The 13,685-nt window shown below is 40.2% G+C and carries 12 protein-coding genes and 1 pseudogene; 4 read left to right on the top strand and 9 right to left on the bottom strand.

All coding sequences use genetic code 11. The annotated features are described in order from the left end of the window. Window positions 1–267: 267 nt before the first annotated feature. Genes ACXM1Q_RS07775 through ACXM1Q_RS07765 form a run of 3 tightly spaced genes read left to right on the top strand, consistent with a single transcriptional unit; the run spans window position 268 to window position 5,075 of the window. Window positions 268–2,787, top strand: coding sequence for a LysM peptidoglycan-binding domain-containing protein (locus ACXM1Q_RS07775; RefSeq protein ID WP_458517571.1), 2,520 nt, complete (start codon window positions 268–270; stop codon window positions 2,785–2,787). A 36-nt stretch (window positions 2,788–2,823) separates the two neighbouring features. Further along, entirely contained in the window at window positions 2,824–3,945 is a 1,122-nt protein-coding gene (locus ACXM1Q_RS07770; protein WP_458517570.1) for a hypothetical protein, read from the top strand. A 17-nt stretch (window positions 3,946–3,962) separates the two neighbouring features. Continuing rightward, the gene (locus ACXM1Q_RS07765; RefSeq protein WP_458517569.1) at window positions 3,963–5,075 is read left to right on the top strand and encodes a hypothetical protein; all 1,113 of its coding nucleotides are present in this window, start codon (window positions 3,963–3,965) and stop codon (window positions 5,073–5,075) included. Window positions 5,076–5,761: 686 nt separating this feature from the next. On the opposite strand, the gene ACXM1Q_RS07760 is transcribed toward ACXM1Q_RS07765, so the two are convergent. The 8 genes from ACXM1Q_RS07760 to ACXM1Q_RS07725 form a co-directional block, all read right to left on the bottom strand. Continuing rightward, entirely contained in the window at window positions 5,762–6,028 is a 267-nt protein-coding gene (locus ACXM1Q_RS07760; RefSeq protein WP_458517568.1) for a type II toxin-antitoxin system RelE family toxin, read from the bottom strand. Then, on the bottom strand, window positions 6,018–6,245 hold the full coding sequence (relB, locus tag ACXM1Q_RS07755; protein ID WP_135038373.1) for a type II toxin-antitoxin system RelB family antitoxin: 228 nt from the start codon (window positions 6,243–6,245) through the stop codon (window positions 6,018–6,020). Before relB ends, ACXM1Q_RS07760 begins: the two co-directional genes overlap by 11 nt. 88 nt (window positions 6,246–6,333) lie before the next feature. Then, window positions 6,334–6,561: a hypothetical protein gene (locus tag ACXM1Q_RS07750; RefSeq protein WP_458517567.1), complete on the bottom strand. Its 228-nt coding sequence runs from the start codon at window positions 6,559–6,561 to the stop codon at window positions 6,334–6,336. Between the two features lie 734 nt (window positions 6,562–7,295). Next, the gene (locus ACXM1Q_RS07745) at window positions 7,296–7,892 is read right to left on the bottom strand and encodes an HAD-IA family hydrolase (protein ID WP_458517566.1); all 597 of its coding nucleotides are present in this window, start codon (window positions 7,890–7,892) and stop codon (window positions 7,296–7,298) included. After that, a complete protein-coding gene (locus ACXM1Q_RS07740; RefSeq protein WP_458517565.1) occupies window positions 7,889–9,169 on the bottom strand; it encodes an MATE family efflux transporter in 1,281 nt (426 codons plus the stop codon). Before ACXM1Q_RS07740 ends, ACXM1Q_RS07745 begins: the two co-directional genes overlap by 4 nt. Before the next feature lie 260 nt (window positions 9,170–9,429). Continuing rightward, window positions 9,430–11,229: an acyltransferase family protein gene (locus ACXM1Q_RS07735; protein ID WP_458517564.1), complete on the bottom strand. Its 1,800-nt coding sequence runs from the start codon at window positions 11,227–11,229 to the stop codon at window positions 9,430–9,432. Further along, window positions 11,219–11,653, bottom strand: a complete 435-nt coding sequence (locus ACXM1Q_RS07730) for an MORN repeat-containing protein (RefSeq protein ID WP_458517563.1) — start codon at window positions 11,651–11,653, stop codon at window positions 11,219–11,221. Before ACXM1Q_RS07730 ends, ACXM1Q_RS07735 begins: the two co-directional genes overlap by 11 nt. A 2-nt stretch (window positions 11,654–11,655) precedes the next feature. Beyond that, the gene (locus ACXM1Q_RS07725; protein WP_458517562.1) at window positions 11,656–12,075 is read right to left on the bottom strand and encodes a low molecular weight protein-tyrosine-phosphatase; all 420 of its coding nucleotides are present in this window, start codon (window positions 12,073–12,075) and stop codon (window positions 11,656–11,658) included. Between the two features lie 229 nt (window positions 12,076–12,304). Here ACXM1Q_RS07725 and ACXM1Q_RS07720 point away from each other — a divergent pair, with 229 nt between their 5' ends. Next, window positions 12,305–13,225 (top strand): CPBP family intramembrane glutamic endopeptidase, encoded by a 921-nt coding sequence (locus ACXM1Q_RS07720; protein ID WP_458517561.1) that lies wholly within the window; start codon window positions 12,305–12,307, stop codon window positions 13,223–13,225. 270 nt (window positions 13,226–13,495) lie between these two features. On the opposite strand, the pseudogene ACXM1Q_RS07715 reads toward ACXM1Q_RS07720, so the two are convergent. Next, window positions 13,496–13,685, bottom strand: a pseudogene (locus ACXM1Q_RS07715) (IS4 family transposase); the annotation flags it as partial.

The raw sequence follows: 13,685 nt of genomic DNA, 5'->3' as shown, positions 1-13,685 counted from the left end.
ATGTTTCCATTATATCATACAACTGCATACAACACAAACAAAATCTAACGAGAGCTTTAAAAAAATCCAGTTCTATCAAGTAATTGAACTGGATCGGCTACAACATAAACTGATAAACTCGGGAGAAAATAATTTATTAAAAATGTTTATTTATATTGTTTGTATGTCGTCAACGGTTTTGTTAAAATAAAGGTACCCACTGGTAATACCGGTTACATTTTGCTTGTAGGGAAATCCTTACACCTGGAATTGATTTAGGAGGTTATTATGAAATTTAAACATATTTATCGTACTCTGTTACTATCGAGCACCTTATTATTCCTTGCTAATACAGAGTTCATCACAGATACTGTATCTGCAGATGAAAAAACGACACTAGCTGATATAGAGATCCCAACCAATCAGCTCAAACCCACAACAGATGACAATTCTACATTCCAAGTTCCTGAATCTAATCACTACAATGTCCCACCAACCTTACCCCAAGATACCCCAACTCCTTCCGAGTTAGATATTTCCCAACAAATTCCTGAAGCAAACATGCCTTCTCAACAGGAGTCTCAACTAGCTGAAAACAATCTTGTCACCGAAATCAATATAACAACGAAACTCCCAGAAGCAGAAATTTCAACTCCCAACACCCCCTTCCGACGTAGTCAGCCAAGCAATTCACAAAAAGCTGCGGCTGAATTCGAGGACAAGGCGAAGCAGTACCTTGCCAATTTAACACCGGAAGAACATCAATTATTGGAAGCTAGTTCAGATATAGAAAGCAAACAAAAAATTTTAGAAAGTATTCTCATTCGTCAAATTAATGAAGAATATAGTTTGAAAGAGTTGGAAGAATTCAAGAATACCTTGACTCCAGAACAGAAAAAGGAACTGGAAGAAACCTCTGATTTAGTTGAATTTGAAACGAAACTAAAATTCTTCTACCAGACTGTGCAAGCCCAACAAGATTTTGGGAATCTTGTTGACACCTTGATTCTAAACAGCACTGAAGAAGAATTCAGTCAACTTCAAAGAAGTGCTGACAATCCCGACAAATTTACACAAGCTGTTCTCGACCTAGCAGCTGTCAAAGCACAAACTTCTACAACTTCAGGTACGAATCAATCGTTTAGACTTGTCTTCGCATTACCAGGCTTATGGGCGGCAGCACCATACATTGTAGCAGCTGCAAAGGCAACAGCTGCTATCATTGGTTATGCATATCTAAGACACCAAGTATCTCAACGGAGTCATCAATACTTCCAGGCGCAAGCCGCACAAAGACAACAGGCTCAATACGCAGCTATGGCAAAGAGCTATGTTAACAATCAAGCTAGAATTCAATCGATCAGTCAAGCTCAAAGTTATACTTACACTGCACCTGACCATTATGCAATTCAAAACTATACTTATCAGCCAAGTCAGTCCTATGGCTATGCACCGAACTACTCCTACACTCCTCAGTACACAGGAGGATATACTGCACCAACACGCGCCTATGGTCAAGTTGCTGCCAATGTCTTTTATTATACAGGTAGCCTCAAACTTCCCGTCTATGATTTATCCGGTAAAAAACATACCGTACTTCCCAATGAATCTGTCTGGTCTATCTCTCAAAAATACAACATTAAAATGAATGACCTCATCACTTGGAATGGACTTACAAACGGACTCATCCACCCAGGGCAAAAGGTTTTGGTAAAACCAGACACTCTTATCAATAACGGCTTACAACACCAAGTATTACCTAACGAATCTGTCTGGTCCATCTCTCAAAAATACAATATCTCCATGGCTGATTTTAGAGCTTGGAATAACATCAAGCATGACACCATTCACCCAGGACAAAAAGTTTATATCAAGGCAAAATCAGCTGCTAAAAAAACCCAATATATTGTTAAGGCTGGAGATTCTATCTGGAAAATTGCCAAAGAACACGGAATTACAATTGATGATCTAGTAAAATGGAATAAAGTCACAAACTTTACCATCCATCCGGGAGACACCCTCATCACAACCCAACCTCCGCTCAATCCCTTGCCACCTGTAATTACTAAACAACCACTACCTCAACTTGGTGCACTCTATACAGTCAAAGCTGGAGACTCCGTCTGGAGAATTGCCCATGATCACAATATCACAATGAAACAGTTGCTAGAATGGAACCAGATTACCAACCAAACAATCCATCCTGGACAACAACTCATTACTCAAAAACCAACAAGTCCTTCTACAACTACTGCAAATCACTCTTATACAGTCAAAGCTGGAGATTCCGTTTGGAGAATTGCTAAAGACCATGGTATCTCCATGGATGATTTGGTTAAGTGGAACAATATTTCAAACTTTACCATCCATCCAGGCGAAGTCCTCATTCTCAAACAACCAACACAAGCACCATTTTCCGGACATACAACTCATACCGTCCAAGCCGGTGAATCCGTTTGGCTCATAGCCCAAAAATATGGCATCACAATGGATGAACTGGTAGAATGGAATAACATTTCAAATTTCACAATCCATCCTGGGCAGAGAGTGATTATTGGCTATGTGCCCTCTCCAGAAACTACAAAACTTGCTAAAGAATTAGGCTACAGAAAAACATCTGAGACAAGCAGCCATGGAACTCCCATTTATGAACAAATCAAGAAAAAGAAAGGACCAACATTTATTTCACCAGATAGAGATACTCACAGCGGAGGATATTGGAAAGGAGCCAAAACCATTAAACAACTCCAAGGTAAAAATACTCGAGCTGGTACCTACGATAAAAACTTAAACAAAATTGGAGACTAACTTTATTAAACACATTTAATATAGAAAGAAACACCCATGACGACTTTTAAAATTCACAAGTATGACAAGAGTAGTAAGAAGTACTATGGAGATTGGACTGTAGTCTCAGATATTGGCGACTATTTCCACGGACAAGAACTAACTCTTGAAGAATATCTGAAAACAGAAACTCATTACACACAAGTCGTACTCAAACTACTGGACCACCTTCACATTGATCGCCTCCAAGTTAGGTACCTATCAAGACTATTTAGTCTACATTGGAATCAACAACATACATTTTTCAATCAAGAACTGAGCCTCCTCTATCAAAAACTGGAACAAGGTATCGAACTCAACCAACAGGAAATTGAGGATACTATTCGCTTAAACTTAAGAGGGGCTGTAAACTGTTTACTCTATCATCCCAAAATAGAGATCTTTATGGGGTATGATTATTATATGTATGTTAAATTAGATCAGAACTTCCCTCTAGATATTATTTCCAATATCATAAAGAGTGAAAAACTCTATTTGGAAGCTCTCGAAAATTTTGACTATTTTTACGAAGACATTGTAGAGAATCGGTTAGCCTTAGGTTATATCTGGTCTGATGGAAGTAATAATCCTCCAGGGGATTACCACCATGATCTACAGATTTCCAAGGACAATCCCTTAAATCGCACCTATACCGAATGGAGTAACTTTGACGAAATCGAAAACGGACTCGATTGGGAAGATTATCGACCAGTGGAACAGAAATACCTCCAGCTAGTTTTAGACTTCTTAGAATCATTCCAGGTGGCAGAACTATTTCTCAATAGGATTCTAGAATTTACTACTATTCAGGAACTCGGAGTCCCTTCACATTATTTCTCTTCTAAAGAAGAAGCATTGTACCAAAAACTATATGAGTACGAGGAAAATGTAGAAGATCGGACAGTTGAATCATTTATTGTTCAAAAAAAAGATTTCTCAACCTTATTCCAATTAATTTTCAAAGGTAGACTTAATACTTGGATAAGTACAGGTTCTGTTTCCATCCAATTCGATTCCTCCTACCGTCTCTACCTCTCCTTCTACGGCCACAAAAAGGAAATACAAGAGTTAGTCAAAAAACACGGACTCTATTGGCAAGAACGACAACCACCTTATCATGAGGCGGTCGACTTCAAATAAATTAGAAAGAACCTTTTATGCCAGCACTTTCCATTCACAAATACGATAAAAGAAATCCAAACTACGTTGAAGACTGGACAGCAATATCCGATATTGGCAGGACTTTTTATGGAAAAGTACTGACCTTAGACAACTATCTTGCAGTAGAACATCAATATGTACAGACTATTGAACAGATTCTAAAATTATTTAATATCGATTATCTCGAAGTAGGACAATTAGAAAAAAGTTTTAGTTTGCGAATTCAAAGAAAGGAAAGTTTACTAAATTACGAACAATGCCATTTAGTTCAGCAAATTGATAATGGATTTATAGTTATAGGAAAAGCAATCTCTGAGATTGTTCGATTCAACCTACGTGAAGCATTATGGTGTCATCTTTACAACCCTAATCTTCAAATCCATTTTGGATATGACTATTACATGTATGTCCAAAGTACAGATGAAGAAAAACTCGAGCAATGTAAGCAAATAATCCGTAAAAAGCATCTTTATTATCAAGAATTTTCTATCTCTCCTTATCAAATGGAAGAAGAAGATATAGTGCCTAACACCTATACTTGGGGCGACGGTCAAACCAATCCACCAGGTGACTATCACCATGACCTTCGTATCTCCAAAGATGACCCTTTGAATCGTACCTATACTGAATGGAGTCATTTTGACGAAATAGAAAATGGGCTGGAGTGGGGAGAGTATCGAGCTACAGAACAAAAATACCTCCATCTGGTTTTGGACTTCCTGGATAAGTTCCAAGTAAGTGAGTTTGCCATCAACGGTTTACACCTTAACAACATTCAGGAATTCGGTATCTCTGAACAGTACTTATTCCCTCAAGAAAAAGCACTATTCCAACAAATGTATGAATATGAAGAAACTGTAGAGGATTGGACTATAGAACCATTCATCGTCCGAAAAGAAGACTTTTCTACCCTATTCAAACTAATGTTCAAAGGTGTATTTACTAATTGGATTACAGACGATTCGATTACTATCCAATTCGATTCCTCCTACCGTCTCTACCTCTCCTTCTACGGCCACAAAAAGGAGGTTCAAAAGCTAGTTGAAAAACACGGTTTATACTGGCAAGAACGACAACCTCCTTATCACGAGGCGGTCGATTTCAGTTAATTAAAAAGGACCTTATTGCTCACACTTTGCATTTATAAACAAGGTGAACACAAGCCCAACTATGTTTTCGCCTAGGGATTTTTTACAGATAGTAAAAAATGAACAAAACAACACGACCACCAAATTTGGCAATCGTGTTGTTTTTCATTTCGATCATAATCATTCACGTACATTTGCAACTGCCCCAAATCTTCATGAGATCATCACAATAGAATCCAGCAATACAGCAAGAGAGTAACCACCTCTCATATTTTAAATCTGGTCAAAATTATTCTGATACTCAATGAAAATCAATCTTAAACTAGGAAGTAAGCCGTAGACAGCTCAAAATCTCTGGAAGAGGTTTTGAGTTTACTGATAAAACTTTCGAAGAAAGTTTCAAATAGGTACAGCAAAGTTGAAAAAACTTCGTTTTTTCAACTAGAATCTCAGACAGTCTACCAGACTGTCTGACCTGACAACGGTTAAATTTGATTTCCAAAGAGTATGAACCAACCCAAGACTATAACACTCTCGCTTAGAATCATCTGAAATACCAGAAAGCGTATGATATTGCATCCAGTTCAATTGTGCACGCAGTGCGTGCACAATTTGGATATGTCTTAAAGAACTGAACAGCTCACAGATGCCCACGAATCATGATAGCCCTATCGTACTAAAAAATAACCTTAGGCAATTCCTCCAAATTATTTATAAATCTCTTTCCTGTGACCAACCTCAACGGCTAATACAATCATTTCATTATCTCGAATATCACAAATAATCCGATAATTGCCAAGCCTGTAGCGCCATAAACCTTTTTTATTTCCCACTAAAGCTCTGCCAATCTGTCTGAGGTTTTCCAAGCCATCAAGACGTTTTTTCATATCTTTAACCAACATCAGTCTGACATGCTTATCCATCTTTTTGAGTTGCTTTTTTACCTCTTCACTGACTACAAGCCTATAAGTCATTTTCAAACTCCTCTATAATGTCATCTATTGAGTAGGTGACTGGATTCTTTTCAAAATCCTCTAAGGCTTGGATACCTCTTTCATAATCTAACTTGTCTTCTATTTGCTCTTTCAATGCTGTTTTAAATAATTCTGATAATGTTTTCCCTGTATGTGTTGAATAGCTTTTAAATAATTCTTCTTCTGCTTTGTTTAATCTCAATGATACCATGGCCATATTATCCATCCCTTTCGTGTAATACATTGTATAACATTTTTCCAGGATAGGCAAATTTAAATAAAAAAATCTTGCTGATTGTCTAGGCTCAAACTTGCAACTCTTCTCTAATCGCTTTCTGCAAAAGTTGACTAAAATTAATTTTGTTTTCTTTCCCAACTTCAACAAGCCAACTTGGAAGAGTAACTATTTTGTTCACCACTTTAGAACGTTCCTGCTCACGAACCAACTCGGTATCTACGGTAATAGCTTGAATTATATCGCCATCACTCACTAACTTGCTAGCGAGCGCTTTGAAACTAGATGGAGTATCCACCTTGTTCTACATCTTCTTCAAATAGTGCTAGATAAGTGTATTTCATAATCATTTTACATAAGCCGATAAGCAATGTCCTACCGTCAGGGTGTTACCACAAGGTGTAAGAGCCTTCGCCTTTATCGGTTGGAGAGAAGCCCGCTTTTTTTCTGACTTTTCAATTTCCCGCCTCGTGGTCATCGGCCTATTTCCTTCCTTTATCTTTAATTACAGTATACACTTGTTTAAAACATTTGCGAATCAAAACACATATTTTTTTCAAATGTTTTCCAGCCTTATCAAAAATTTTTGAACTGCCTTGTGTTCAACTCTCTACCAGTTTATTCGAATTCTATCCTAAAAATATCCTCATTCGCAGAATCAACAAAAAAGAAGAACTGCACTCAATATGCAGCTCTTCCTTGGAAATTATCATGTCCGCCTCCTCTGCGAACAATCTGAGCTAGAGGGGCGAATACCGAGCTTGCAAGGTAAAAAAGAACCACCCGTGAACCAAGTAGTTTAAAAACAAATTGACTTAAATAAACCAGAAGATAATCTCCCATAAGATCAGAATAAAACCAAAGTAAACAAAAACAAACCAGGAACTAACACGGCCCCTGGCTTATTTGGAGATTATTATGAAAAAGAAAAATTTTAGGAGTCAAATTAAGAAACTCTTCTTAACTTGTAACCCTAGTATAGAGAAAACACCTTAAAGCAAACTTAAGCTAAAGACACATGCTTTCGATCTTTTAAAGAAACACCATCTCCTGAATAGCTAGTAGATTCTCAATTTGCTGGCTTTCTGGATGGGCTAAGAAATTAATCGAATGAGTTCCCGCCGCAAGGGCTGCTTCAATATCCAGAAGTCGGTCACCAATATAGTAAGTCTGATCCGGATCCAATGTATACTTGTCCATCAAGTAGTAGAGAGCCTCCGGATCTGGTTTACGAGCGAAACCATCGCTAGCTGTCACCACTTCTCTAAAATAGGATGCTATACCCAATTGCTCTAAAAGAGGATGGGCTTCCTCATCCTTGTGAGTAAAGACAAACTGCTGAATTCCTTGCTGATCTGCCCATTCTAAGATTTCCTTAGCTCCCGGCAAAAGACGAATTTCCCCACTAAATTGCGGTAAAGCCATTTGGTAGAGAGGTTTCAAATTTCTCCCATCAACTGTTTCAATTTTTTCAAAAAAATCTTTAACAGAGGTTGCTAAAATCTGCTGGCGAATAGCCTCCTTGTCAAAAGGGTACTCTGTATCTGCCAAGGCCTGACCAATAGCTGCCAGAATGGCTTCATAAGAATCCAAAAGTGTTCCATCCAAATCCCAAATAAAAGCAGTCATACCTGCTCCTTTCTATAAGAACGATAGTGACGTCTGAGCCACCACCAGCGAAAACCATTATCAACTAGGGTCCCAATCCAAATGCCACTTAACCCCCAGCCCAGAAAATGGCCTAAAAAAGCACCCAAGCCCAAACGTAAGACCCACATCCCGATGCTGGTCGCATAAAAAGGCAGCTTGGCATTGCCCAAGCCCTGCCACAAGCTAGTATAGATCAAAGTCCCAGCAATCATCGGGGTCCCTAATAACGCAAACAGTAAGACCGTTTGACTGGCAGCAACAACCTGCGTATCACTATTATAAAGCTGGGTCAAAGGCTGACCAAAAAGGTAAAAAGCTACGCCAATCGGAAGCATTAGAGCTAGTGTCCAGCCATACAAACGCGAGACTAAGGCATCAACCTGCTCCCAGTCCTCCTGCCCGCGAGCTTGAGCGACCAAAATAACCCCTGCAGTCGCCAGACCCAAAGCCGGCATCGCATGAAAGGGAATCAAGGTCTCCCCAATAGCATTCCCTGCGACCACTTCGGTTCCAAAAGAAACCACTAGCACCATAAGCAGAAAATCGCCAAGCCGCATCATCAGACGTTCACCCGCCGCCGGTAAGGCAAAACCCACCAAACTCCAATCCCAAATCCAAGGTTGCCCCAACAGAGGGAAAGGGACTCGCCACCAAAGGTAAAGAGCTCCTAGAAATCGCGACAAAACTGTCCCTAAGGCAACCCCCATCAATCCCCAATCTAGGCCATAAAGAAAGGCAGTAGACAAAAGAACATTTAAAAAATTAACGACTAGGCTAACCCACATAGGTTCCTGCGGGCGTCCCCAGGTTCGTAACACTGCACCTAGACTCATCATCAAGCCTTGAAAAACAATGGTACCTCCAACTAGACTGAGATAAAGACCACCTGCTGCTGCCACTCTAGAATCCGTCCCCATCCAAGAAAGAATCGTCGGTCCCGCTAACGCAGACAACAAACCTAGAACTAGGGATAACATTACCGTTAGACCTAAGCCTGATCGAGCTAAGTCCTCGGACCGCGCCTTTTCCTTTTCTGCATGAGCCTTGGCAGCAAAACTGGATAGCGTCGCAACCAGAGCTAAAAATAGGGCCTGGTAAATCGCCAAGACACTAGAAGCCAGAGAAACTCCAGAAATAGCCACCAAACCAAGACTAGCTACTAGATAGGAATCCACTACTCCCATCACCATCTGTAAAAAATTCTCCAACATGGCCGGTAAAGCCAAGTCAAAAATCCGTCGATTTATTTTTTCCATAAAACTAGTATAACAAAAGAGGGAGTGGGAAACACGAGCAATTGTGGTTTGCTTCGCAAACTCTATGCGCCACTAAGTCCAAGAATTTTCACTAACACAACACTAAAGGCTGGTGCCTAAGCCCAGCCTTCTTACTGTTTTCAAATTCCTTACAATCTTAGAACCAAGCATTGGTCCTTATACATCCACCTTAAACGCTACTAGGTTTAACCTATCGATTGTTTGTAGGAGATGTTCAACGATTCTCCAATCATCATTCATTAGGGTTTTGTGGGTGCATCTTGGGCTTTCTTCAACGCATTACGAACAGTCTTAGCATACAGTTTACCACCTTGTGCAATACTGCTAGGATTAGATCCGAAGTGGACATCATCTGTACCATACCAGATTTCCGGATTGTCTACAGCAGTCTGATACCAGTCTGCAACCAGCACATAGTCGTATTGATCAGCCAGTTTGATCATATAATCCCGGGTCCGGTTGGCGATAGCATTGGGATTGTTCAACACACGACCATCATAAGGGGTCACCAAGATTAAGCGATGACCAGCCGGTAAGTCCTTAACCATCTGGTCTAGCTGATCAAAGTAATCATTGACCTCATTAACTCCGAGCGCAATGATGACATCTGTAACCAGGGTGCCATTTTTAGCAGCCTTTTTCAGCATTTTAGTACCATCAATCAAGTTCCGAGATACCGCTGCATCCATATCCAATCCAGGAATATCCTGATTCAGCCAATCACTAGCCCGGAGGGCAACAGAATCACCAATTAGGCTTGCTCCATCAGCAACTGCATCCGGATTCTCAGTACGGATACGGAGAGAACGCATTTGCTGACTAGCCTGTTGCAAACTATTTCCTACCAGATTAGCCTCAAAACTTCCCATAGTTGGACTCATCATCACTCCAATGATCCAAGTTATTCCCAACAGGAACGGAAGAAGCAGCCCTTTCCAGCCCAGACTTGGCATCACTACGGGCGTACCTAAAATTTTCGGATTTTTCCTTTGAAACATAGGTTCTAATAAATAAAAAGAAACAGCAGCTAAGACAAGAGAAAGCAGGATGGTCAATGAAACGGCTAAACCGTGCTCCATCCATTCAGAAAAAATCAAATAGAAAGGCCAATGAAAGAGGTAGACCCCATAAGAGGTACTAGCTAAAAAATCGAGCACTCGCGGCTCCTTGATCTGGGTCTTCTCGTGTAGGATACGAGTAGCCAGAATCATCACCCCAGCCAAGAGAGAAGCTACAAAAAGACCGACTACATAAGTCCACAAAGACTCAAAAGTGAGAAAGCGTGCGAGGACCAATGAAAGAGTCAAAGCTCCTAGGTAGATAAGTAAGGTCTTACCTAAACTCCATTTCTGGATGAAACTCCGTAACAACATCCCTTGATGCTGCAAACCCGTCAAGGCCGCTAGACTAGAGCCCACAAAGAAGGGAAAACTGTGTGATAGGCTTGAGAAATAGAGATTCGAGACATTATCAGTGGTGAAAGTTCCAATCAGCATACTGATATAAGAGACCAATAGAAAACCTGTCGAAACTAGGAAAACCTGACTCTTGAATCGTCGAATATCCTTACATCCACGCGCCACCAAAGTCAGAACCAACGCCCAGACAATATAGTAATGCGCCTCCAGAGCCAAACTCCAAGTGTGCAAAAACAAATGTGGAATGAACTGGCTTTCATAGCTAGCTCCTAAAAGCATTTCATAGAAGTTGGTCACAAAACCCAGAGCCCCAGCTGTCTGAGTTCCAATATCCACCCGAAAATCTGCCTTGACAAAAAGCATCAGAGGCGCCACTACCAGTATCATCAGTACAAGCGGTGGAACAATTCGATACAATCTTCGCCTAAAATAAGATACCAAATCTATCTTCTTGGTTTTCCCAACTTCCTCAATCAACAAAGCTGTAATCAGAAAACCTGAAAAGACAAAAAAGACGTCTACCCCAATGAAACCACCTGGTAATTGTTCCTTATAAAAATGATAAATCAGGACAAAGAGGAGACCTGTTATCCGAATAAGGGAGAACCATTTAATTCTCATTTTGGTAAATTCCTTGCTTAAATGTTCCAGTATAGGCGATCTTGTCCTCTGTTACCAGCTCCCCTTTTCCATCTGGCTTACCCTTGGCAAATTGGCCTGTATAGCGCCAACCATCCTTAGAGGTAAAGGTTCCTTGACCTTGAAAAGCTCCATTTTCAAACTCGCCTTCATAGACATCCCCATTTTCATAGGTAACCTTGCCTTGACCAGTCATTTTTCCCCGAACTAAAGTACCCTCATAGATAATCTGACCTTCATTTAGGCTGACCTTCCCCTTCATAGGGATTCCAGATACAAAGACCCAGATTGCACATAAAAGGATTATCACCCCAGCCAGCAATTCAAAACTAGATCGTTTCCAGCGAATACTTTTGGCAGGAGCTTTTTTATCGATATATTTCTGCTTTTTTTCCTTCTTTGCCATCGCTACTCTCCTACTCTTTCAATCCATTCTCGACATCCCTGTTGAACCAAGCGATAGGTCTCCTCGAAATCTCCCGTATACCATGGATCTGGGACTTCCCCATCAATCAAGGGATGAATCTTAGCTAAGGCTTCCTGTGGAGCCATGGCCCGCAAATCCTCTAAGTTAGACTGGTCCATAGCCAAGATTAAATCAGCTTCACGAAAATCTGCTTGTGAAATCTGTTGTGATTGTTTCGAGACATCGTAAGGAATTGCATATTTTTTGAGAATTGCTTGTGTTCCTCGGTGAATCGGATTCCCATGCTCCCAAGTCGAGGTGGCACGGCTTTCAACATGCCAAGTCGGCATTTCTTGTTTCATTACAAATTCAGCCATGGGACTGCGACAAATATTTCCTAAGCAAACCATAATCACTTTCATATCGTATACCTCTTTTCTATTATACCATATAAGGAAAGGGTGACTCACACAATTTCTGAACCGACTCTGCTTCATGGTACTCATTCATAAACCGCTAGAAAAAAGCATCTTCTATTCATAAATCCTATTTTCTACATAGCATTATTTGTATATTTTTTGATAAAATAAATATAGAAAACGATTTCAACTATCACCAAGTGTTCCATTAAGCCAAAAGGGAGAAAATAAGATGAACCAAAAAAGAATCTTGGAAAATACGACCAAACGTTATGAAAAACTGCCCGCATGGCTGATGATCATTCTAGCTTGCTTGATGGTAGAGATGTTCTTTTTCGGTGGTTCTATCATTGGAATCCTCATTCTTACCATCATCTCCATACCTTTCCTAATTACTCATCTAAACAATCCAAATGCTATCCTTGAACAATTTAGTCTCCTACATGTTCAACTGGGGCTATTTGCCTTCATTGCTCTAACACTCTTCGCTTGGGTTAAGTGGTACGAGAAACGCCCCATTTCTAGCCTTGGATTTTTCAAAACAAATTATTTTCTTGAGATTCTAAAAGGTTGGGGAGTAGGAACACTGACCTTCATCTGTAGCCTTGGACTCAGCTATTTGTTTGGCGGAGTCACATTCAATCGTGTCGATTTTTCAGGTGCAAATCTCATGTTTGTTATATCAACCATCCCATTTTGGCTGATTCAAGGTGGTACAGAAGAACTCCTAACCCGTGCCTGGCTTCTACCCATTATCAACAAGCGTTCCAATCTCCCCATTGCAATTGGCATTTCAAGTAGCATTTTTGGAATCATGCACTTGAGCAATAACAATGTCACTGGTTTGTCGATTTTAAGTATCGTCTTATCTGGTGTATTCATGGCTCTCTACATGCTTAAGACTGACAATATCTGGGGTGTTGTAGGTTTACATGGGGCTTGGAATTTCACACAAGGCAATATTTTCGGAGTCGCCGTCAGTGGTACAAGCACCGGCTCCTCTCTCTTCTCTTTTGGAATAAAACCGGAGGCAGCCGATTGGATTTCAGGTGGAGACTTTGGAACCGAGGGCAGCCTAATGGCCAGTATCATCTTACTGCTTGGAAGTATCTACTTAGCCCTTCAATTAAAAAAAGAAAAAAGTCTGCTGTGAGCATGCCTTCAATAACGCTCACTCCCTTCAAAGAAGGTCTGCCTTGCGCGCAAGCCAGACCCTCAGCTAAGAAACTTCACAAAATCAGAATTTGACATTTCATGAGTACCAGACTCAACTAACAAAGGCAGGTCCCATGTGGACAATGTCATTAAGTTAAGACCTAGAATTTAAAATAAGACCACATTTGAAAGCTCATAATTACATCAGACTTTCAAAAGTGGTCTTTTTGTGCATACCAAATAAAGGTTTTGTGACCTTTTTTAAAAATTATGATACTCTATAGGTGAAGCTTACTACTGATTGAGTTCTCAGTCGCCTTTTAAAGGTTCGACCTGGACGGATGATTGACAAATGTTTCTCTATGTAAGTTTTCAACTGAGAAGAAGTGAGCTTGTTTTTTAGAAATTGTTTGCAGGCATAAACAGCATCAGAAAAGCAGATTTGGTAGTTTTCTAAG

It is taken from the genome of Streptococcus sp. 10F2 (genome assembly GCF_054331515.2).
This window is presented reverse-complemented; position numbering and strand designations above follow the sequence as displayed.